Below are 22549 nucleotides of genomic sequence, written 5' to 3'. Positions count from 1 at the left end.
GGGAGTGACGGCATGGGCACGACCGAATCCGACGGGGACATCCCACTCCCTCTCTACCTGCAGCGCCGCCGCAACCTGCCGGCACGCGCAGCGTTCGACTGGCTGGCGAGCGGCTGGCGAGACCTGTGGACGAGCCCGGCGCCGAGCTTGATCTACGGCTTCGCCATCTTCGCCGTCTCGCTGTTCATTGTCTGGGGTCTGTTCCGGCTGGAACTCGACTACATCCTGTTTCCTGCCCTGGCCGGCTTCCTGGTGGTCGGCCCACTTATCGCGATCGGCCTCTATCAGAAGAGCCGCGCCCTCGAAGCCGGCCGGCGCGTGAGCCTTGCCGGCATGATCTTCGTGCGCGCGGCCTCTGGCGCCCAGGTCTGGTTCACGGGCGCGCTGTTGTGCCTGCTGATGCTGGTCTGGATGCGCGCCGCGGTGATCATCTACGCACTGTTCTTCGGCCTGCGGCCGTTTCCGGGGTTCGGAGAAGTCGTCACCATGCTGCTGACGACGCCGGTCGGATGGGGCATGCTGCTGGTCGGCACGGTGGCCGGCGGCATCTTCGCCGCCTTCTCCTTCGCCATCAGCACCTTTGCTATCCCGATGCTGCTCGATGAAAGGGTCGATGCCTTCACGGCGATGGGAACCAGCATCTCGCTGGTCTGGAATAACCTGCCCGTGATGCTGGCCTGGGGCGCGATCGTGCTGGCTCTGATCCTCGCGAGCATGGCGACGGGGCTGATCGGCCTGATCGTCGTCTTCCCGTTGCTGGGACACGCTACCTGGCACAGCTACCGGGCCATCAAATGAGCTGCTGCGCCACGCCGCTGCCGGCCGACGCCGAGACGGTGGCGGCGGCTTCGCGCGAGGAGATGCGGCTCGCGAGCCGGTATCTCGGCGACGGCCTCCTTCAGACCGATCTGGCGGCGCCCGGCGTCCATTGCGCCGCTTGCATCCACGCCATCGAGAGCGGGCTAGCAAAGCTTGCCGGCGTCGCACATGTCCGGGTCAACCTCTCGACCCGGCGGGTGGCGGTGAAGTGGCGCGGCGAGGCGCCACCCGACCTGCTGGGCGCCATGGCCCACCTCGGCTATCCGGCCCATCTCTTCGAGATCGACGCCGATGTCCGGGATCCGGAATTCTCACGGCTGATCCGGGCCCTCGCGGTCGCCGGCTTCTGTTCGATGAACATCATGATCCTCTCGGTCTCGGTCTGGTCTGGCGCCGAGCCGGAGACGCGCGCCGCCTTCCACTGGATCTCGGCGGCGCTGGCGCTGCCCTGCCTGCTTTATTCAGGCCAGGTCTTCTTCGCCTCGGCCTGGTCGGCGCTGCGGCATGGCCGAACCAACATGGACGTACCGATCTCGATCGGCATCACCCTCGCCTTCGGCCTCAGCCTCTACGACACGGTCCATGACGGTCCGCATGCCTATTTCGAAGCCGCGACCTCGCTGATCTTCTTTCTGCTGATCGGACGCACCCTCGAACATGTGATGCGGGAAAGGGCGCGCGCCGCCGTGCGCGGTCTCATGCGCCTGGCACCGCGCGGTGCCACGGTGCTGCGCGCCGACGGCGGCCGCGACTATCTTCCGGTCAACGAGATCGAACCCGGCATGCGCATCGCGCTCACTGCGGGCGAGCGTGTCCCCGTCGATGGCGTGGTCGAGGACGGGGTTTCCGAGCTTGATTGCGCCATCGTCACCGGCGAGAGCGCGCCCCGCCGCGTCGAACTCGGCGCCGCGGTGCAGGCCGGTACGCTCAATCTTTCCGGCGCACTCGTCATCATTGCCTCCGCACGGGCGGACAGCTCCTTCCTTGCCGAGATGGTCAGGCTGATGGAAGCCGCTGAAGGCGGGCGCGCCCGCTACCGTCGCATCGCCGATCGCGCCGCAACGCTTTACTCGCCAGTCGTCCACGCCACCGCCTGCCTGACCTTTCTCGGCTGGATGGCGTTGGTCGGGGAGTGGCACCAGGCGATCACAGTCGCCATCGCCGTTCTGATCATAACCTGCCCCTGCGCACTCGGGCTCGCCGTGCCGATCGTGCAGGTGGTGGCATCGCGGCGGCTGTTCGAGAACGGCATCATGGTCAAGGACGGTTCGGCGATCGAGCGCATGGCTGAGATCGATGCCGTGGCCTTCGACAAAACCGGAACTCTGACCCTAGGCCAGCCGCGTCTCGTCAATGGCAAGGATGTCGCGCCGGACATGCTGGCGATTGCGGCGGAAGTTGCACGCCGCTCCAATCATCCCCTGTCGCGGGCGATTGCCGATGCGGTGCCGGCGGGCGATCTGGTTTTATCGGAGGTGAGTGAATACCCGGGGCTCGGTATCGAAGCCAGGCTTCTGGATCGCCTTTTTCGGCTCGGGCGGGCTGAATGGGCGCTCTCAATAGAAATAGCCCCGACACAGACTGCAGAGAGCGGCACGGTGCTGAGCTGCGACGGCGACTTCCTCGCCCGTTTTGCATTTGAGGAGGCAATGCGACCGCAGGCAAGGCCGGCCGTCGGCGCCTTGCACGCTGCAGGGTTGGACGTCAGCTTGCTTTCCGGCGATGCCCCAGACGCTGTGCAGGCCATGGCGAGAAAGCTCGGGATCGACTCTGTCGCTGCGAGTTTGCTGCCAGCGCAAAAGGTCGAGCGGCTCGCTGCGTTGACCGCGGAGGGCCGGAAGGTGCTGATGGTCGGGGACGGGCTAAATGACGTGCCCGCATTGGCCGCTGCCCACGTCTCGATGGCGCCAGCGTCGGCAGCGGACCTTAGTCGCAATGCGGCGGATTTCGTTTTCCTGCGCGAAGGGCTTGATGCGGTCCCAATGGCGATTGCCGTATCGCGTCACGCCGGCCGGCTGGTCCGGCAGAACTTCGCACTCGCAATTACCTACAACGCCATCGCGCTTCCGATCGCGATCGCGGGCCACGTCACGCCCCTGATCGCCGCGTTGGCAATGTCGCTGTCCTCGATCCTCGTCGTTGCGAACGCACTGCGCCTTGACGCGGGCAGGCGCTCTCGACCGCGCGATGCGCAGCCAGATTTGATTGCTCTCGCTCCGACCTTACGGGCAGGCGGATGAGCAGCCTCGTTTTCCTCGTGCCTCTGGCGCTTGTCCTTGGCGGAGCCGCACTGGCAGCCTTTCTCTGGTCATTACGGAGCGGCCAGTACGACGATCTCGAAGGCGCGGCCGCACGCGTTCTGCTCGACGAAGAGAACGACCTGATCGCCGGCGCGAGCAACTCGTCGAATGGCCGCGAGAACGATCACCGATCGGAAGGTTCCGGAGCAACCTAGCTTCTGATGGCGATGACCTCCTTAGGTCGGATCTGCGTTTTCTGCGCTTAAGGGCAATTTTCGGAACAGCCTCGCTGGTCGGCGGTTGAATTCGGAGTTGGATTTCCATCTACGGGGAGCTGGATCGCGCCCGCTTGAGCAGCAGCTTTAAGGAGCAGAAAATGGCTGAGGAAATTGAAAGTGTAACGGACACAAATATGGAGCAGATCAAAATCGCACTGAACGCGTTATATCTTTGTATTGGCTACTCCATGAAACACATTTCCTCTCATGAAGGCGTCGAAGCCGCCGCAAGATTTAAAGCGGGAATGCTGCGAGGACTAAAGAATGGAGACATAGATATGGCTCTGCTGGAGGAGAGGAAAACCTTCGAACTTATTGTATCGAAGATTGAGTCCCTAGCTACGGACTAGGCTTAGGAGTCCTTGATCAGAGCCAGAAGATGACGGTCGCTGCGATACAGATGGCCGAGAAGAATGTGTGGGCGTATCGGTCGTATCGTGTGCCGATGCGCCGCCAGCCCTTGAGCCTGGCGAAGAGGTTCTCGACCTTGTGGCGCTGGCGATAGAGTGCCTGGTCGTAAGCGAAGGGGATTTTCCGGCTTCTGCTCGATGGAATGCAGGGTTCGATGCCTTTAACGACCAGCGCCTAGCGGAACGCGGCGCTATCATAGCCGCGGTCGGCGATGAGGGGCTTGGTTGGCGGCAGGGCTGCGGGCATGAGGCTTGCGCCCTGATGGTCGCTCATCTGGCCTTCCGAGAGCATCGGGCGGCCGCGATCGTCGCAAACGGGACGGTCTTGAACAACAACAGAGCGAGGGTACCGTGGCATTGCAGCACGCGAAACCGGGAGAGGTCGTCGATTTGCGGCCGTTCGGTACCAATTTGAAATTCGCCAAAACGGCGGCGATCATCAAGTCCAAACATTTTGAGGCCGTCCGGCTGGTCGTCCTAGCCGGAACGAAAATCCCGCCGCATAAGGTGCCGGGCAATATCATGCTGCATTGCCTCGAAGGGTGCATCTCGCTCGGCCTCAGAGATAGGCCGGTCCTATTGAGTGCCGGAGAATGGGTTTATCTCGCCGGCGGCGAGATTCACTCCTTGGAGGGTATCGAGGATTCCTCTCTCCTTCTGACGATCCTCCTTAACCACAGCTAGATCGGATGAATTCCGGTTTAGCCACGACAAAGCGACATGCTGTCCGTTCGGCGCGAATCGTAGGTGAGTATTGCCGAGGTCATTCCTGTCTGAGGTCGATTTCTCTCGATGGAGCCGAGTCGAGCGCCTCAATGAGGTGCAGCCGTTCCGGTACGTCGACCCGTGCAGCATGCGCGTAACTGCCCCATAGGCGGTTTTGACCGAGTCGAGGCGCACTGGAGTCGCAATCATTGTCGGCCGGAAAATGTCGAATTGGCTAAAACATGCATATACAATGTATCTTTTATAGCGTAATGAGATTGCTAGAAATCCTTCCTTTGGCTGTGCAGTTATGGTCAACCAACCTCAGAACATATCCAAGGTCCCCAACCCCGACAGCACGTTGGTGCCCATGCTGATATGGGCCCTCGTCCTCATTGTCATTGGAATGACCCTCGTCATGGTCTTCGTCTAGCACGAGCGCGCCATTCGGCTTTGGCGGGAGCAGCGTGCTGAATGAGGGAGCTGCGACGCGGGCCACGGAATTGGACTCGCCGGTCAGAGCAACCCGGAAAGCGGATTCCCTCTACGCGGCCTGGCTGTAACGGAATGGACGCGTGCTTGCGAAAATTGCGCGCGATACATCTTGCGGGGAAGCGAGCGGCCAACTGAGGCCACTGGCCAGAAGCCGGAATCAACGATGCGATTGACGAGCTTCTCCGACTATTCCCTTAGAATCCTGATGTACGCGGCGGCCCAGGGCGAGCGACTGATTACGATCGAGGAAACAGCCTTCGCCTATGGAATCTCCCGCGCGCATCTGATGAAGGTTGCCAATCTGCTCACTAATGCCGGGTTCCTCAGAGCGGTCCGCGGGCGTTCTGGCGGTCTCGTCCTGGCTAGAATTCCGACAGAGATCAGAATCGGAGAGGTCTTGCGCCTGACAGAGCCAGATTTCGCCCTGGTCGAGTGCTTCGGCAGCGGCAATGGCTGTCGGATCACGTCGCGCTGTCGGCTCAAGGGCATTCTCCACGAGGCGCTCGCCGCTTTCCTCAGCACGATCGACCGTTACACCCTGGCCGACTTGATGCTGGGGCCCGAGGACTTCGGCATCCGGCCAGCGGCCTGACGCCATCAACGCTCCCGGTGGCTCCTAGAGCTCGGCAGCGGAAAGGAGAGCCTGGAGGTGACGCGACTGGTATTCGACAGGGCCCTCTGCGTCGACCAGGACAGCCTGCGCGACGTCATTTTAGCATTTAGTGAGGGACTGCGCGCCCACACCAGGTTTGTTGTTGCCCCTCAAAGACCGGACACGTCCTCCGCAGTTGAACGGTCTGCGATGAACTCTCGGGGTGAACGGTATCCCAGCGCCTTGTGCGCTCGAGATCGAGAAGCTGCGGCGGGAGGTCGCCAAGCTCAAGGCGGAGCGTGACATCCTAAAAAAGGCCGCAGCCTACTTCGCGAAGGATGTGACATGAGGTTCGCGTTCATTGCGAAGCACCGGGGGATCTGGCCGGTGGCGTGGCTCTGCGAAGCGCTGGATGTGTCGCGCTCGGGCTTTCATGCCTGGCTCGCCAGAACGCCGAGCAAGCGCAGCCAAGACGACGAGGCGATCGGGGTGAAGGTGCGGGCGAGCTAGTGACGCGTTTCTCGTTCGCCTTGATCTGCTCCGAATGTAACACCGCCGATGCAGCAGCCAAAGCCCAACTGCGCGACGAGATCGACTCGCGCTTCACCTTCACTGCAGACGAAATCGGGCGTTTCGTCACGAGCAAGGCCAACGCGCAACATGTCGTCGATTTCGGGCGGGCGCGAACCATCTGGCACGAGCAAAGACCCGGATTTGAGCACCGACTATCGCTGATCGACCAGTTGCTCACGAGCGCCCGTTCCGGACTCATCGCCAGGAACCACAAGGGGCTGGCCGACGCCAACGCGGTGATGTCGGCGATGGATTCCGCCGGGCTCCTTTCGCAGGCATTCCACCGAGCAACGGAGGACACTCAGCGCGCAGGCCTGCTTAGCAGCTTCCGAGCAGAGTTCTTGGCGCGCTCGACGAGCAAAGATTCCGCGCGCCTGGTACCAGTAGGAAAGAAGCCCGCGCCGGTCCGTGAACCTACCGATGAGGAATACCGCTCCTACGTCAGTCCAACCACGAAGCGCTGGGCTGCAGCTCCCGACAACTGGACCTGTCCGATATGTGCAAGACAGAAGCGCCAGATCCTGCGCATGAGCAATGCGAAGAAGTGGAGCGGCAGCATCCGCGAAATCCAGGTGTTCACCGACGAGCGCGACGAGGATGCGATCGCCAACCGACTGACGCTTTACGCGGATTTCAGCAATGAGAAATTCGTCAGGCACACCGCGATGCTGGAGGTGTGCTCAGATTGCGCAGACCTTTCAACGCTCGTCGGGCAGCGCGATCGGTCGCTTGTCTATCCAATCCTCACGCCCGACGATATTCGCGCAACCATCCTCGCGATCGCCCCGCACGCGGCGCACGAGATTGACTACGATGCCGCGATAGCCCGCGCGCGGGCCAACGAGCCATATGCATCAGCACTCCAGGCATTCAACAGTTTCCGCTCGCGGGCCAGTGACTTTGCCGTCCGCTTCGCCTTGTTAAATCGGCGCGGCGTCGAAGCTGACGCGATTCTGGAGGAGTTCACGGAGGACGTGAAGGTCTTTCACTGCATCGACGATCCCGCGGAGTGCCGCAGGCTGGCTGACTGGCTGCTTGAAGAGGGTCGTCGGTTTCATCGCGGATCGGACACCCGAGGCACTGGCACGTTCGAAGGTGCGATGGCGGGAGCTTTTGGCTCAGATCGCTTGCGAAGAACCAGCATGCCATGGCGATCTCTTCTCGATCGTGAATGGAGAACGATCTTTATCCGCAGCAGGCGTTGCGCAGGATGCGGATTGCCAAGGGGACTACGGCCTGCATTGTCGACGACGCTGGGAAGATCGTCGGTGGCAAGGCGAAGTCCGATCGAGGTGCCCTAAGCGAGAACTTTGAATCCAGCACCAGTTGCCAATCCTTAATTGACAAATTTTGTACTCAGTAAAGTCTCCCTCGCGTTCGCTTTAGATTCATGCGATTGTATCAAATATGAATGGACAATCGCAGGGCAAGCTAAAGCAACTCCTCCAGCGTGTGCCCCCTGGTTTCCTGGTGGACACCGGATGGATGAGCCGTCACGCCATCTCACGGCAATCCGCATCAGCATATGTCAAAAATGGCTGGCTCGAACCGGTCATATCGGGCGTGTATCGTCGCCCGTTCACTACGGACGCCAATCCAGAAGCCGTCGGCGGCTGGAAGATACCGTTGCTTTCCGCCGTATGGCTCATGCGGCGCAAATTCCATGTCGGCGGCGCGAGTTCTCTCGCCTTGAGCGGGCACTCCCACTATCTCCACTTGGGCGGCAAATTCGCCCTCTATCTATACGGATCCGACATCCCGTCCTGGCTCCCGAAGTTGCGGACGGACGCCGACGTGCTGGTCAGGAGCAACACGCTCTTTGGCGAAGCCACGACCGGGATCGAGAATATGGATTTCAGCCTCTCGAACGACGACGATCCCGAGCTGCCGCAGAGCCCGTGGCGCTGGCCGATGCCGATGTCGTCACCTGAGCGTGCGATCCTCGAAATGCTCGACGAAGTGCCGAAGGGCGAGAGCTTCCATAACGTCGATGTGGCCTTCGAGGGCCTCGCCAATTTGCGCCCAAAACTGCTGACGACGTTGCTCGCCTTGTGCCGGCGCGTGAAAACCAAGCGCCTCTTTTTTGTCTATGCCGACAAACACAATCACGCTTGGCGTCGGCATATCGACATGTCGGAAATCGATCTCGGCAGCGGCGATCGGGCATTGACGCCGGGCGGCCGCCTGCACCCCGTCTACCGCATTACGATCCCTGCCGACCTGATGCCGACGGAGACGCACGATGGCCCGTGAACAATACATGCGCCAGGTCGCTCTCCTGGTGAGGACCCTGCCTTTCATAGCCCGCCATGACGCCTTCGCCTTGAAGGGCGGCACGGCAATCAACCTCTTCTACCGAGACATGCCACGGCTCTCGGTAGACATCGACCTCACCTATCTGCCGATCGAGGACCGCGAAACGACGCTAAAGAATATCGACGCCATCCTTGATCACATTCGTAAGGACCTGCAGCGCAATCTCCGTGCTGTCAGCGTTCAGCGGATCGCCGGCGGCGGCAACAACGACACCCGCGTTCTCGTCCGGCAAGGAAACGCCGAAATCAAGATCGAGACGTCGCCCGTTGCGCGCGGCACCGTCCATCCGCCCGAACGGCGGCGGGTGAGCCCAAGCGTCGAAGATGTGTTCGGCTTCGCGGAGATGCAGGTCGTCTCATTCGAGGATCTATTCGGCGGAAAGCTGCATGCGGCTGTCGATCGGCAGCATCCGCGCGACTTGTTCGATGTGAAGCTACTCTATGAGAACGAGGGCCTGACCGACGCCCTGTTTCGAACGTTCCTGATCTATGTCGCAAGCTCCGGTCGCCCGCCTCACGAGTTGGTCAAGCCTTCGCTCGCTTCCCTCGACGAAGCCTTCGTGAGGGAATTCGAGGGGATGACGACCGAAGTAGCCAGCATCGAGGAGCTGAAGGCCGCGAGGGAGCGGTTGACGAAAGATCTGCTTGTCAGGCTCGACAGCAATGCGATGCGCTTCTTGTTGTCACTTCATGATGGCAAACCGGACTTCGACGCAATCGGGCTGCCCCAGGCGGCCGAGCTGCCGGCGGTTCGCTGGAAGCTCCTCAACCTTGAGAAACTCAGAGCGCAGAATCCCGCCAAGCAGGGGTCGGAACAAGAGCAGTTCAAAATCCTGCGCTAAGGTCGAACGGAGCGGGAACGGCCCACTGGGCGCATCTCGAATAGAGCATCAATGATCGGGCATTCCGGAACCTGGTTGCCGGTGCATTGCGCGGCCATATCCGACATTGCCCGCTCCAGACGTCGTAGATCGGCGATTTTCTGACGGATATCTTTCAGGTGTTCGATGGTGAGGTCATGAACCTCACGGCAGGTGTAGCTATGCCCGTCGACCAGGCGAAGCAGTCCACGCAGTTCGTCGAGGCTGAAGCCGAGCTCACGGCCGCGCCGCACGAAATGCAACCGCCTTGCGTGATCGTTGCCGTAGACGCGATACCCGCCCGCGCTGCGCGCTGGTTTCGGCATGACGCCGATCTTCTCGTAATAGCGAATCGTCTCGATGTTGACGCCGCTGCGTTCGGACAGGACGCCGATCGAAAATTCATCAGCCTGTTTCATCACATAGCTCGCACAACACCGTGAAACTTTCCCGCTTGACCCTGTAGTTACTACAGGCATTAGGGTCACCATAGATCAATTGCGGGAGCATGTGAACGATGATGCAGAACGAAGCGCGGCCACTGGCAGATACGGCCCTGGAGCCCGTCGAAAAGGGTTTTGATCAGGCAGCGCTGCTCTCGGTTGGCGGCATCGTGGCGGCACTGGGCGCGGCAACCTGCTGCGTGGTGCCCTTTGTCTTGTTCTTTGCCGGCATCAGCGGCGCGTGGATCGGCAATCTGACCGCGTTCGAGCCCTATCAGCCCGTGTTCGTCACGATCGCGCTCGCCTGCCTCGGCTACGGCTTCTATCTCGTCTATCGCAAGCCGAGGGCGGCTGAGTGCATCGAGGGCTCCTACTGCGCGCGTCCGTCGTCCCATCGCAACGCCAAGATGGGCCTTTGGATCGCAACGATTCTGATCATCGTCGCCGTGGGCTTTCCCTATGCAGCGGGGTTCTTCCTCACCGCCTAACCTCAAGGAGTTCCTGATGAAAACTTTACACCTTATCGCTCTCACCGCGTCCCTGCTGGCGAGTGGCGCCGCTTTTGCCGCCGAGCAGACCGTCACGCTGAATGTCGCCAATGCCACCTGCGAACTTTGCGGCCCGATCGTGAAGCGGGCGCTCAGCAACGTGTCAGGGGTGCTCGCGGTTGACGTGTCGGAGGCGACAGATGGGGCGATCGCCAAAGTGCGGTTTGACGACGGCAAGACAAATGTCGCTGCGTTGATCACCGCAACCACCAACGCCGGCTATCCCTCCAAGGTTTCGCAGTAGGGAGGCTCAGCATGACGGATGGAAAGTTCATCGGCATGGGCGGTGTCGGGCTTCTCGCCGTCATTTGTTGTGCCGCCCCATTTCTTTTGGTCGCTGCGGGCTCCTTCGGGGTTTCCGCATGGCTCGCTGCAGCCGGCTATGTGCTGATCCCGATCGCACTCGCTGCTATTGGGCTGGCGGCATTTTACCTTTATCGGCGCCGCCGTTCCGGCCCATCGGCTGATGCCGATTGCTGCTCAATCAATGACAAACGACAGGGATAAGTTAGATGTGCGAAGCTTGTGATGCTCCCAGTTCCAGCAAAGGCAACGGCCGTTACGATCTTGTAGTCGTCGGGGCTGGCTCGGCCGGATTCTCTGCCGCGATCACGGCCGCCGAACAAGGCGCGCAAGTGGCCCTTGTCGGGCACGGCACGATTGGCGGCACCTGCGTCAATATCGGTTGTGTGCCCTCGAAAGCCCTGATCCGGGCCACGGAAGCCGTGCGTCACGCCAATGATGCGGAAGCCCGCTTCGATGGCATTGAAAGCGGCGCGCGCGTCGTCGATTGGGCCGCTCAGATTGCCCAGAAAGACGCCCTGGTTGCGGGTCTTCGGCAGGCGAAATACGCTGATCTGCTGCCGGAGTATAACAATGTGGTCTATCGCGAAGGGCAGGCCCGCCTCGTTGACGGCGGCGTCGAGGTCGCGGGCCAGCGCCTCGCCTCCGAACGGATCATCATCGCGACGGGCGCGCGCCCAGGCCTGCCGGGAATTCCGGGGATCGTCGACGTGTCGCCGCTCGACAGCACGACGGCGCTGGCCCTGGCCGAACTGCCGCGCTCGATGATCGTGCTTGGCGGCGGCTATATCGGTGCGGAGCTTGCCCAGACGTTCGCGCGGGCCGGCGTCGCGGTGACGCTCGTATTCCGCAGCCGGCTTCTGCCGGAGGCTGAACCCGAAATCGGATCGGCGCTTGCAACCTACCTGGCCGATGAGGGCATCAGGATCGTCAGCGGGATCGCCTACGAATCCATCCGCAAGACCGATGACGGCGGTGTGGCGCTCACCATCGCGCGGGACGGTCGGCCGGAAATCCTGACGGCCGAACGGATTCTCGTGGCAACGGGACGCCGCCCGAACACCGAAACCCTTGGCTTGGCTGAGGCGGGTATTGCCGCAACGCCGGCCGGCGCCATCATTGTCGATGACCGCATGCGCACCTCAAAGACCGGCGTCTATGCCGCCGGAGACGTGACAGGAAAAGATCAGTTCGTTTACATGGCCGCCTATGGCGCCAAGCTCGCCGCCAAGAACGCGTTGAACGGCGATGGCCTGCGCTATGACAATTCCGCGATGCCTGCTGTCGTGTTCACAGACCCACAGGTGGCGAGCGTCGGCATGACCGAGGCGCAGGCGCGTGTTGCGGGGCATTCGGTTCGCACGTCCGTTCTTTCCCTCGACAATGTCCCGCGGGCGCTGGCGGCACGCGATACACGCGGCCTGATCAAGCTGGTTGCCGACGGGGCAAGCCGGAAGCTCCTGGGCGCGCATATTCTTGCGCCGGAAGGAGCTGACAGCATTCAGACGGCGGCGCTGGCTATCCGCGGCGGCCTGACGATCGACGATCTGTCGGAGGCGATCTTCCCGTACCTGACGACCGTCGAAGGCTTGAAGCTTGCGGCTCAGACCTTCGACAGGGACGTGAAAAAACTATCCTGCTGCGCGGGGTAACGGCGAAAGGGAAACGGGTGCGTGCTCAAGTTGTGGCTTGGACGAAGCGGGCACTTCATCCCTGACGCGCATGATGGTCTGGCGGCTGGTGTCGAATTTTCTGGCGAGAGCGGAAACGCTCATCCCTGTCGCGAGATCCTCGCGCACTTCCTGTTTCTGTTTTTCGCTCAGGGTGGAGGGGCGGCCGAGGGTCTTTCCTTCTGACTTGGCGCGCTTGAGGCCGGATTGCGTCCGCTCGATCAGCAAGTCCCGTTCGAACTGTGCGACGGCGTTGAGGACGTTCATAGTCATTGTGCCGGCCGAGCTGGTGAGATCGACACCGCCGAGAGCGAGGCAATGAACCCGGACGCCGATTTCGGCCAGCGCCTTGACCGTGGTGCTGACATCTATGGCGTCTCGACCGAGGCGATCGAGCTTTGTCACGATCAGCACATCCCCTGATTCCAGCCGATCCATAAGCCGGGTGAAGCCCCGCCGTTGGGCGATGGCTGTGCTGCCGGAAATCGTCTCAGTGATGATGCGGCGTGGCTCGACGTGGAAACCAGCGGCCTCGATTTCCTGAATCTGGTTTTCGGTGGTCTGGCCGGTCGTGGAGACGCGGACATAGGCGAAGGTGCGTGGCATGGGTTTAATTTCGTCCGAATAGGCTGTCCGGAATATTTCTCCTGTTCATTACTGTGTCAATCTAATTTGTGGACAGGTTGTTTCGCCCCTGTACGAAACCGAACCTTTCCGTACAGGGCAAGGTCATTGGCGCGCAAATGTAAGGAGTAGCAAATGGCCAAGCGGAAACTTCTCAAAATTCAGGATCGGCATGCGCTGTTCGACATTCCGACCGACGAGGATAGCCTGATCCGCCGTTATTTCTTGTCGTCTGCCGACCGGCTTGAGATTGAGGTTCGGCGACGCGAGCATAACCGGCTCGGCTTTGCGGTGCAGCTCTGCCTGATGCGTTATCCCGGCCGTCCGCTCCTGGCCAACGAGACGCCACCCAGAGCGATGCTCAATTATGTCGCCGAGCAAATCGGCGCCGATCCCGCTTCATTCGGACTTTATGCTCGCCGTGAAGAGACGCGCATGAATCATGTCGCTCACCTGCTCGATTATCTGGGGATGAGGGGGCCGACAGCCGAGGATCGGCGTGCTGCGCTGCTGGCGGCAATCGAAGCTGCGGCCGCGACGGACAAGGGAGCAACGATCGCGACTGCGATCATCACCACCTTCCGCGAACGCCGGGTTCTGCTGCCTGCAGCGAACATGATCGAACGGATGGGACTGGCTGCCCGTGCCATCGCTCGTCGTCAAGCCGAAGCCGCTTTGATCACGGACCTTGATCCGGAAACGCTGGGAACCCTCGATGGACTGCTGGCCGTCGATCCGGCAATTGGCCAGACGCGCTATCATTGGCTGCGGTCAGCGCCGGAGGCACCAGGCGCGGGAAACTTGGTGGGCCTGACCGAACGGATCGCATTCCTGAGGATGCTTGGGATCGATCCCCGTTTGCAGACCCGTGTCCCTTCCGGGCGGTGGGATCAGATGATCCGCGAGGGTGACGCCACTCCGGCATGGCTGGCCAGCGACTTCAATGCCAGTCGCCGGCGTGCGACGATCGTCGCGCAGATCATCAAGCTTGGCCAGAAACTCACCGACGATGCGGTGATGATGTTTATCAAACTCATGGGCCGGTTGTTCTCCCAGGTTAACAACCGCAAAAAGCAGCGCCATATGAGCGCACGCCTGGAAACATCGAAGGCACTACGGCTGTTTCTGGACACGATCGTCGCCCTGCAGGCGGCCAACGACATGTATGCAGATCCCATGACGATCCTGGATCGGCGCGTAGGATGGCATCGGCTGCTTCAGGTCAAACCCGGTCTCGAGGCCATGGTGGAGAACAGTGATGTGTCGCCTCTGGTAATGGCGGCCGAACAACATGCGACCGTCCGCAAATATGCCGGCGATTTTCTCCAGACGTTCACCTTCCGCTCGCAGCGACGGCACGATCCGTTGCTTTCCGCCGTCGCCACCATCAAAGAGCTCTACGCGGAAGGCCGCCGCGTGTTGCCCGATCGTGTTCCGGTCGGGCATCTGACAAAATCGGAGCGCGAACTGATCTTCGAAAATGGCAAGCCGGATCGGCGGCTTTACGAGCTTGCGACACTCACGCATTTGCGTGACCGGCTGCACTCAAGGGATGTGTGGGTCGAAGGCAGCCGCTCGTTCCGGCCGATTGATGAACATCTGATGCCGAAGCCGGCCTTTGTTGCCCTGAAGGAGGAAGACAAGCTTGGTCTCGGCGTCCAGGCCGACGGCACGGCATGGCTGGCGGAAACCCAGCAAATGATGGACTTCAACCTGAAGCGGCTGGCCTGGCGCGCCCGCTATGGAAAGCTTGAGGGCGTGAGAATGGAGAATGGAACCCTGATCGTGACGCCGCACAGAAGCGCTGTGCCAGCCGCGGCGGAAACCCTCTATGCCGAAATCACCGACATGTATCCTCTGGTCGAGGTACCCGATCTGTTGCGGGAAGTGCATGAATGGACGGGATTCGCCGACCAGTTCACCCATGTCCGGACGGGAGATGCACCACAGAATATTGCCGCCATGCTGGCCGGCGTGCTTGCCGATGGCACCAATCTCGGCCCGAAACGCATGGCGGGGGCCTCGAAAGGCATCAGCGCACATCAGATCGGCTGGATGCGCAGCTTCCATGCCCGCTCCGAAACCTATCGCGCCGCACAGGCCTGTGTCACCGACGCTCATACGCGCCATCCGCATTCGCGACTATGGGGTGATGGAACAACCGCTTCATCCGACGGGCAGTTCTTCCGGGCTAGCGATCGGGCTGCCAAGCGGGGTGACATCAATCTCCATTACAGCAACGAGCTGGCACGAAATTCTACAGCGGACTCTCGGACCAATATGGCTACTTCAGCATTCTGCCGATCAGTCCGACCGAGAGCGAGGCCGTCTATGTCCTCGACGGCCTGTTCGATCACGACACGATTCTGGAGATCGAAGAATTGTTTACCGATACCGGTGGCTCCAGTGACCATGTCTTTGCGCTGTTTGCCCTGATCGGCAAGCGCTTCGCGCCCCGTCTGCGCAATATCAAGGACCGGAAATTCCACACCTTCGAGAAGGCCGATGCCTATCCGGCGCTGGCCAACCATATCGGCGCACCGATCAACACGGCACTCATCCTGGAGCATTGGGACGATCTCTTGCGTCTGGCCGCCTCGATTATGACCCGTACCGTTGCACCATCGACGATCCTCAAAAGGTTGTCCGCCTCATCGAAATCCAGCGATCTGGCCAAAGCGCTTCGCGAGGTCGGTCGTATCGAGCGAACCCTGTTCATGATTGAGTGGTATTCGAGCCCGGCGTTGCGCCGGCGCTGTCAGGCCGGTCTCAACAAGGGCGAAGCCGCCCACAAGCTCAAGCGCGCCGTCTTCTTCCACGAGCGCGGCGAAATCCGCGACCGCTCCTTTGACAGCCAGGCATTCCGGGCCTCCGGCCTCAATCTGGTCGTCAGCGCCATCGTCCACTGGAACACCGTCTATCTCAGCCGTGCCGCTGCCCATCTGCGGCAACAGGGCCGGCATATTCCTGACGATCTGCTCAAGCACATCTCGCCGCTCAGTTGGGAGCACATAAATCTCACTGGCATCTATTCCTGGGACACCGAACAGCAGATGCCGGAAGGCTTCAGATCTCTGCGCATCCCTGGCCAATTCCTGCGAGCGGCATGACGTTCTCAGTTCGTTCGAGCTTAACGCAGGATTTTGAACTGCTCTTGTCCTGACCCCAAGCATGCCGAACAGCGGCGCGAGATTGAGGCGCTACGGTCATAGCTGTGTTTCGTCTCCAGCGCGAAGGCACCGGTCAAGCTGCTATGAAGCGGCACCTCGCAATCGAAGGCCCATGTGCTCTGTTGGTCGCAAGCCAGGTCACGAACTGAACGCAGCACACACGGCTGCAGTTATCCTTCGCCGGCGGAGAGGAGGACGCGAAGCGAGTTCAGCTTTCCCAGCAACTCGTCGAACGTGATGATCGACAGGCCGGCGAGTGCGTTACGATAAAGTTCAAATGACCGCTTGCGCTCGACGTCTGGAATGACCCCTGCCACCAGCACGCCGCGAATACCGAAGGATTCCATTCGGCGCTCAGGGTTCAGCGCTTTCAGGCGAAATATATCGCTCTGAAGCTGGTTCACTTGATCGAGGACCTGAGTAACAGCGGACACGAGCTCGGGCGCGGGGCCGTACACGCCGGCGCGATATTCCTTGTTATTCAGCAGCGCCATACCGGGCGTCTTTATCTCAAGGACCGCCAGGTTGTCGGTGAGCTGGTTGGCGAACAAAAAGTCCGTGATCTTCTCACCGGCTCCGGTGAGCTTCTTACCTCCAACATGCGCCTGCCCCTGCAGCAATAGGACCGGCACGTTGAACGCCATGTCGAGGATGAAGGGGTTCTCCCGGCAGATGCTGCTGTCCCATGTCGCCGATCCTCTGGGGCGGCCCGTCGGCCACCTTGATCCGCACGGCAGCGAAGCGGGCCTTGAGTGGGCCCTTGGTGCCACGCCGCCAACTCAGCGTGCGCCAGGGCGCCGTCGCCAGCGTCTTCTCCGCCGATACCGACTTCGCGTCGGGCACATGGTTCTTGCGCGGGCGACCCCGCCCGGCGACGGGAAAGACGAGGGCCACGTCGATCGGATAGACCTTCTGGCGCCCCCCAACGCCGACGGCCCAGTTGAGACCACGCTCGCTCAAGGCCTGCCGGAATGGTGCGGAGAGGCCATAACCGGCATCGGCCAGCACGCAGCCGAAGCGCAGGCCGGCCGCGCGCGCCCGATCGATCTCGGCGAGTGCGATCTCGGGCTTGGTCCGATAGCCCCCGTGATCGTCCGGCACACCGGCTCGGGCCAGCCGCGCAGGATCGCTCGTCCAGCTCTCGGGCAGGAACAGCCGCAACCCCACCATGACCGGGACTTCACCGGAAGCCAGCGTCAGCGACACCAGGGTCTGGCAGTTGGCGTTCTTGCCCAAGGCAGAGGCGTATTGCGGCGCGACGCCGACCGAGCGCTCGCCCTTCTTCGGCAGGGCCGTGTCGTCGACGATCAGCCAGGCCTCAGCGCCACCAACCATCCTGTCGGCTTCGGCAAGTAAGATCTTCTCAAGCGGTGCGGCGTCCCACGCCTCGCTGGCGATGAAGTGATGAAGCTGGTCGTAGCCGACGCCACCGTCACGCGCCGCCATCGGCTGGACGCTCTTGCGATCCCCAGCGCCGATCAGCCCCGCCACATAAGCCGGACACATCCGCACCCGAACCTTGTGCCGCAGAGCACCGAGAAAGGGTGCAAGCCAGCGCTCAAGATCCGACTTCCAGTTCTCGTCCATGGCCGGCCCTCCATAAGCCGACCACCCATGAATCACGCAAATCGCGCCGCGGGAATCCCAAAAATGCCAGCGCGTCTAAAAATCTGCCAAAGTAGTGCTAGTTGTGTCTTCTTCCGGCGGCTGGACGCGCGCGCCTTGTGGTCGAACCGGTCGGCTCCGCGCCGCAGCTCGTTGAACAGCCGAAACCCCATTTCGTAGGTCTTGCCGTCGTCGGAGCGTGATACCTCGAGTGTTTTCTGGTCGGTGAGGCGCAAATGTTCGACACCGTCGATCTGGGCCAGTGCCTGAACGATGAAGGAGAGGGTGCGGTCCAGTCCCAGCCCGAAATTCGGATCCTTGGTAAATCCCGCAGGCATGCACTCGTTGAGGTACAACTGAACGTCCTCGACGGTGCGGGGCAGAATGTAGTGTTCGCTATCGTCGAGATCGTCCACGATATGGATCAGGCTGTTCTTTTCGACGAGCTCGATCGAGATGATGGGCGCGTGCTTGGGCGCGAGGAATCGTGCCGAGGTGGGCATCGTATTGATGGGAAAGAGCGTCGTGGTCTCCTGCTTGGCATCGAAACGCAGCAGCAGCACCCGAGCGTTCGGATCGTCGATCCTGCGCGCTGCACGCAAGCGTATGGAGGACGGTGTGAAGTACACGCCAACCACACCGGGTTCCAATGCCTCGACGGACAATGTGCCCTGATCCTCTTCGCCGAATTGTGGGCCGAACGTAGCCATAGTACCGGTTGAATGCCCCATTTCCTGTGCAACGCAAGTGAAATGCCGCCTCTGGACAGAAGCTGATCTTGCGCTTCACTGCATAGCTTCGTTGTTGTTTAAACCGCCGTCTCCGCCTATCCAAGACTGTACGTCAGTGCGGTTCCTTGGGAGAGGGCATGCGTATACAGAAGGTCAGGGTCCAGGGCTTCCGCCTGCTCGAAGATGTCGAGATCATGCTGGAGCCAGGATCGACGGTCATCGTGGGCCGCAACAATAGCGGCAAGACCTCACTCACCGACGTGTTCGAGCGTTTCGCGGGCGATGGTGGCGCGAAGTTCAGGCTGGAGGATTTTTCCGCCGGCACACGCAGCAGTTTTTTCGAAGCGAAGGCACTCCGGGAAAAAGGAGAAGATCCGGGAAAGGTCCTTGCTGCCATTCCGACGATCACGATCACCCTGACCTTCGCCTATGACAGCGCCGCCCCCTCCCTGGGCCCGCTTTCCGCGTTCATCATCGATCTCGATATGGACTCGACGATAGCCATCGCGAAACTGGAATACGCGCCGACACTCTCTTCCCTGCAGCAATTGCTTGAGGCCGCAGATACCCCCGAAGGCGTCGATGCGAAGGTGCATTTCATGCGGCACCTGAAGGACGCGATACCAAAGGCCTATAGCGTTCAGGTCAGTGCGATCGACCCCACCGATCCGGCGAATGTACGGCAGTTCGAGGGAACATCGCACCTCGCGGCGCTGCTTCAGTGCAACCTCGTGCGCGCCCAGCGCACCCTCGATCACGCCAAGCATGGCGATGCCGATGTTATCGGCAAGCTGCTCAGCACCTTGTTCAAGACCGCATCGACGCCGACTGCCGCCGCCGCGGACCAGCAACTCGCCGCACAGCTTAAATCCTCGGTCGAGGGCATCGAACGGGAGGTGCAGTCGGAATTCGATACGATGCTGAAAGCATTGCTGCCGGCGATGAGCGTGCTTGGCTTTCCGAGCATGAACGATGCCGAGCTGCAGCCGGAGACGTCGCTGAATATTGATGCACTGCTTTCGGACCATACAAGGGTGGTCTATGCGGGCACCGACGGCGTGCATCTGCCCGAAGGCTATAACGGGCTGGGCACACGCAACCTGATCTACATGCTCCTGCAGCTGGAGACCTACCATAAGCTCTACCGCGCGCGGCCAACGCGTCCCGCGACGCATCTCATCTTCATCGAAGAGCCCGAAGCACATCTGCATCCCCAGATGCAGGAAGTGTTCATCGCGCGGCTAAATGCTGCGATAGGCAAGCTGTCAGCGAAATATCCGGGAGAGCCGGCATGGCAGGTGCAATTCGTCATCACGACGCATTCGTCCCATGTCGCGAACGCCGCGCCGTTCGAAGCGATACGCTATTTTCTGAATCAGCAGCCGGTGCCGGCGTCGGGGCGCCGGACCAAGGTGAAGGATTTCAAGAAGGGCATGGCAGCGATTCCGAAGCCCGATCAGGAATTTCTGTACCAGTATATGACCCTCACCAAATGCGACCTCTATTTCGCGGATAAGGCGATCCTCGTTGAGGGCACGACCGAGCGGGTACTGATGCCAAGGCTTTGCGAGATCGTCGACCGCGATCTCGATGAGGAACGTAAGCTGTCTAAGCAGTATATCACCACGGTCGAGGTCGGCGGCGCTTATGCCCATATCTTCTATCCGCTCCTGAACTTCCTCGAGCTCAAGACGCTGGTCATCACCGATCTCGATGCCGTTCGCTCGGCCACCAGGACGGACAAGAAAGGAAAGGTGCGCCAGGTCTGGGAGAAATGCCCGGTCGCCGCTGGTGAGAAGACCTCGAACGCAGCGATCCGCGAGTGGTTCAGGCCGGCAGGCGGGGAAGGTGATGGCTATGCAGAAGGCACGCCTGCCCCTGAGATCGACCTTAAGACCTTGCTTGCTAAGACCGATGCCGAGAAGCTGTCCGGCTATCGTCGCATCGCCTACCAGGTGCCGGAGAAGCCGGACTCGAAGGTCTGCGCGCGCAGCTATGAGGACGCCCTTGTCCTCGCCAATCCGGATAGATTCCAGCTTGCCGAGAGCGAAGACCAGGCAGAGGACGCCTGGGAAATCGCGCAAGACTTACCCAAATCGGAAACGGCGCTGCGCTTTGCGATCCGTGAAACGAATTGGAAGGTCCCGCGGTACATCCACGAAGGCCTCAAATGGCTCTCTGAACCACCGCCGCCGCCCGCCGAGGATCCTCCGGCAGTGCCGCCCCAGCCCGCCGAAGCCGGGGAGCCGGGCCAGTGACGCAAAAGCCTGACAATCCCGCTCTCATCGCCGCGAAAGACGCCCAGGCGAAGGTCGAGAAATGCCTGGACGAAGGCCGAAGTTTTCGGCTTGAAGCGGGCGCGGGCGCTGGCAAGACCTATTCGCTCGTCGCCGCGCTCAAGCGCACTATCGCCACGCGCGGCGCCGAGCTGATGCAAAGTGGGCGCAAAATCGCCTGTATCACCTACACCGAGGTGGCGCGCGACGAGATCGCACGAGAGGTCGAACGCCATCCCGCCATTTTGGTCGAGACGATCCATGCATTTTCATGGGCATTCCTGCGGCAGTACCAGAAGGCCCTGCGCGAGCTCATCGCGGCATCGGAGAAACGCAAGGACAAGCTTGAGGAAGCGGGCGGCGTCGGGTCGAAGCTGGTGGAGTACGAGCTCGGTTTTTTCGGCGTCGACGACAAGCGTATCACGCTCGCCCATGACGACATCCCCCTATACATGTCGCAGCTTCTCGCGAAGCCCAAGTTCCAGCTGCTATTCCAGCAGCAGTTTCCGATCGTCTTCATCGACGAATACCAAGACACCGATCGTGATTTCATGACCGCGATCACCGATCACTATTTCACGCCCAAGAAGGGACCTATCATAGGGCTGTTCGGCGATCATTGGCAGACGATCTACAACAGCGAGTACGAGTTGGCTGCCTATCCGGTCGAAGCGATAGACAAGGGATCGAATTTCCGTTCGGTGCCCGCGATCGTCAACGTCCTGAATCGCCTCCGCCCGGAACTGACGCAGGCCGTCGCTGCCCCCGCAGCTGCCGGCGAGGCGCGGTTCTTCCACACCAACCAGTTCACGGGAGCGCGGACAAACACGCCGCACTCGAGGGCCGATCTCTTTCCCGAGATGGCCCGCACCGTGCGGGAGTCGCTGATGCAGCGTTTGCAGGGCGAAGGATGGGATCTTGGCAAGACCAAGATGCTCATGCTGACCCATAACGTGCTTGCGGCCGAGCAGGGCTATCCCTCCATCGCGAAGGTGTTCTCCGGACGGAATGACGCGTTCGCGCGCAAAGAGGACCCATCGGTCAGGTTCTTCGCGGAGACCCTCGAGCCGATGGCGGAGGCCTATCAGGCGTCCAAATACGGCGAACTCTTTCGCCTTTACGGTGCGCGACCTGCCATCGATACCCAAGCGGACAAGCAGTCATGGCGCAATGACATGGATGCATTGATGACACTGAGGAACGAGGGCACCATCGGCGGCGTCCTCGAGCATCTGCAGGCAACGAAGCGTCCCGTGCTGCCCGATCGCGTGCTTCGCCGCGAGGAGGAGCTCCGGCAATTGAACGGGCAGCCGGTGCCGGAGGAAGCGACAAGCCTGCAGCGTCATCAGGCGCTGCGCGAGATTGCCTATCCAGAAATGGCCGCTCTCGTCAGGTTCGTGGAAAAGCAGACGCCTTTCGCTACCCAGCACAGCGTGAAGGGAGCCGAATTCGAGAATGTGCTGGTCGTACTCGGCGGCGGGTGGAATCACTACAACTGGCCGCTACTGCTGGAACTCATCGAGACCAAGGCGCTCACAGCAGCGAACGCGAAGGGGTTCTACCGCGCACGCAATCTCTTCTACGTTTCGATCTCTAGGCCCATGAAACGGCTTGCGGTGTTGGCGACACAGACGTTATCCGCCACAGCCCTGACGACGGCGGCGAAGCTTTTCGGGGAAGCCAACGTCGAGGCGCTTGCGGTAGTCGAATAACCGCCCTTCCCCGCTTGTCTTTCCCGTCACAGGCTATCCAGGCAGGACCGCAAAAAGGCCTACGATAGTCAGCCCGCCACTATGGCGTCTCGACGCTGCACGGCCCCAGCAGATGGCACGTGCTTCTTCCTCCGCCCGTTCCCGCAGCGAATGGCGCTACGCGATAGACGAGTTGCTCAG

At 61.1% G+C, this 22549-nt stretch carries 18 protein-coding genes and 4 pseudogenes; 17 read left to right on the top strand and 5 right to left on the bottom strand.

The features are described from left to right. Positions 1–12 precede the first annotated feature (12 nt). The 10 genes and pseudogenes from BMZ69_RS16385 (at position 13) to BMZ69_RS16335 (ending at position 9269) form a co-directional block, all read left to right on the top strand. The gene (locus BMZ69_RS16385; RefSeq protein WP_092158447.1) at positions 13–798 is read left to right on the top strand and encodes a DUF2189 domain-containing protein; all 786 of its coding nucleotides are present in this window, start codon (positions 13–15) and stop codon (positions 796–798) included. Next, positions 795–3059 carry a cation-translocating P-type ATPase gene (locus BMZ69_RS16380; protein WP_092158445.1) on the top strand — a complete coding sequence of 755 codons (2265 nt, stop codon included), beginning with the start codon at positions 795–797 and terminating at the stop codon, positions 3057–3059. The genes BMZ69_RS16385 and BMZ69_RS16380 overlap by 4 nt, the downstream gene beginning before the upstream one ends. Next, positions 3056–3196, top strand: a pseudogene (gene ccoS / locus BMZ69_RS32130) (cbb3-type cytochrome oxidase assembly protein CcoS); the annotation flags it as partial. The gene BMZ69_RS16380 and the pseudogene ccoS, both read left to right, overlap by 4 nt. 239 nt (positions 3197–3435) lie before the next feature. Further along, entirely contained in the window at positions 3436–3687 is a 252-nt protein-coding gene (locus BMZ69_RS16370) for a hypothetical protein (protein WP_092158441.1), read from the top strand. A 411-nt stretch (positions 3688–4098) separates the two neighbouring features. Next, on the top strand, positions 4099–4431 hold the full coding sequence (locus tag BMZ69_RS16360) for a cupin domain-containing protein (protein WP_092158439.1): 333 nt from the start codon (positions 4099–4101) through the stop codon (positions 4429–4431). 679 nt (positions 4432–5110) lie between these two features. Continuing rightward, positions 5111–5539, top strand: coding sequence for an Rrf2 family transcriptional regulator (locus tag BMZ69_RS16355; protein WP_092158437.1), 429 nt, complete (start codon positions 5111–5113; stop codon positions 5537–5539). A 250-nt stretch (positions 5540–5789) separates the two neighbouring features. Continuing rightward, positions 5790–6037 (top strand): annotated as a pseudogene (locus BMZ69_RS16350) (IS3 family transposase); the annotation flags it as partial. 11 nt (positions 6038–6048) lie between these two features. Beyond that, positions 6049–7413, top strand: coding sequence for a hypothetical protein (locus tag BMZ69_RS16345; protein WP_092158435.1), 1365 nt, complete (start codon positions 6049–6051; stop codon positions 7411–7413). A 106-nt stretch (positions 7414–7519) separates the two neighbouring features. Then, on the top strand, positions 7520–8365 hold the full coding sequence (locus BMZ69_RS16340) for a type IV toxin-antitoxin system AbiEi family antitoxin domain-containing protein (protein ID WP_092158433.1): 846 nt from the start codon (positions 7520–7522) through the stop codon (positions 8363–8365). Continuing rightward, positions 8355–9269, top strand: coding sequence for a nucleotidyl transferase AbiEii/AbiGii toxin family protein (locus BMZ69_RS16335; protein WP_092158431.1), 915 nt, complete (start codon positions 8355–8357; stop codon positions 9267–9269). Before BMZ69_RS16340 ends, BMZ69_RS16335 begins: the two co-directional genes overlap by 11 nt. Here BMZ69_RS16335 and BMZ69_RS16330 read toward each other — a convergent pair. Beyond that, entirely contained in the window at positions 9266–9706 is a 441-nt protein-coding gene (locus BMZ69_RS16330; RefSeq protein ID WP_052642677.1) for a MerR family transcriptional regulator, read from the bottom strand. The genes BMZ69_RS16335 and BMZ69_RS16330 overlap by 4 nt on opposite strands. A gap of 98 nt (positions 9707–9804) precedes the next feature. Between BMZ69_RS16330 and BMZ69_RS16325 the strand changes: the two genes are divergently transcribed. The 4 genes from BMZ69_RS16325 to merA are packed head-to-tail and all read left to right on the top strand — an operon-like array spanning position 9805 to position 12233. Further along, positions 9805–10218, top strand: coding sequence for a mercuric transporter MerT family protein (locus BMZ69_RS16325; protein WP_092158429.1), 414 nt, complete (start codon positions 9805–9807; stop codon positions 10216–10218). Positions 10219–10234: 16 nt separating this feature from the next. Then, on the top strand, positions 10235–10522 hold the full coding sequence (locus tag BMZ69_RS16320; RefSeq protein WP_077548684.1) for a cation transporter: 288 nt from the start codon (positions 10235–10237) through the stop codon (positions 10520–10522). An 11-nt stretch (positions 10523–10533) separates the two neighbouring features. Continuing rightward, complete coding sequence (locus tag BMZ69_RS16315; RefSeq protein ID WP_052642671.1) at positions 10534–10785, top strand: mercury resistance system transport protein MerF; 252 nt, start codon at positions 10534–10536, stop codon at positions 10783–10785. A 5-nt stretch (positions 10786–10790) separates the two neighbouring features. After that, positions 10791–12233, top strand: coding sequence for a mercury(II) reductase (merA, locus tag BMZ69_RS16310; RefSeq protein WP_052642669.1), 1443 nt, complete (start codon positions 10791–10793; stop codon positions 12231–12233). Here the strand turns inward: merA and BMZ69_RS16305 are convergent. Continuing rightward, positions 12213–12857: a recombinase family protein gene (locus tag BMZ69_RS16305; protein ID WP_062654055.1), complete on the bottom strand. Its 645-nt coding sequence runs from the start codon at positions 12855–12857 to the stop codon at positions 12213–12215. The genes merA and BMZ69_RS16305 overlap by 21 nt on opposite strands. Positions 12858–13010: 153 nt before the next feature. Between BMZ69_RS16305 and BMZ69_RS16300 the strand changes: the two are divergent. Then, a pseudogene (locus BMZ69_RS16300) lies at positions 13011–15890 on the top strand (Tn3 family transposase). Positions 15891–16215: 325 nt separating this feature from the next. On the opposite strand, the gene BMZ69_RS16295 reads toward BMZ69_RS16300, so the two are convergent. The 3 genes and pseudogenes from BMZ69_RS16295 to BMZ69_RS16285 all read right to left on the bottom strand — a co-directional run bounded on the left by BMZ69_RS16295 (position 16216) and on the right by BMZ69_RS16285 (position 18360). Further along, a complete protein-coding gene (locus BMZ69_RS16295; RefSeq protein WP_092158427.1) occupies positions 16216–16689 on the bottom strand; it encodes a Shedu anti-phage system protein SduA domain-containing protein in 474 nt (157 codons plus the stop codon). A gap of 16 nt (positions 16690–16705) precedes the next feature. Next, a pseudogene (locus BMZ69_RS16290) lies at positions 16706–17632 on the bottom strand (IS701 family transposase); the annotation flags it as partial. Between the two features lie 32 nt (positions 17633–17664). Next, complete coding sequence (locus tag BMZ69_RS16285; protein WP_092158425.1) at positions 17665–18360, bottom strand: hypothetical protein; 696 nt, start codon at positions 18358–18360, stop codon at positions 17665–17667. Between the two features lie 158 nt (positions 18361–18518). Between BMZ69_RS16285 and BMZ69_RS16280 the strand changes: the two genes are divergently transcribed. Further along, positions 18519–20639: an ATP-dependent nuclease gene (locus tag BMZ69_RS16280; protein ID WP_092158423.1), complete on the top strand. Its 2121-nt coding sequence runs from the start codon at positions 18519–18521 to the stop codon at positions 20637–20639. Beyond that, positions 20636–22369 carry a UvrD-helicase domain-containing protein gene (locus BMZ69_RS16275; RefSeq protein WP_092158421.1) on the top strand — a complete coding sequence of 578 codons (1734 nt, stop codon included), beginning with the start codon at positions 20636–20638 and terminating at the stop codon, positions 22367–22369. The genes BMZ69_RS16280 and BMZ69_RS16275 overlap by 4 nt, the downstream gene beginning before the upstream one ends. The last annotated feature ends 180 nt before the right edge of the window (positions 22370–22549 follow it).

It is taken from the genome of Allobosea sp. CRIB-10, assembly GCF_900112185.1.
Lineage (GTDB): Bacteria > Pseudomonadota > Alphaproteobacteria > Rhizobiales > Beijerinckiaceae > Allobosea.
Note: the sequence above shows the minus strand (reverse complement) of the source record. Positions and strands in the feature narration are given on the sequence as shown.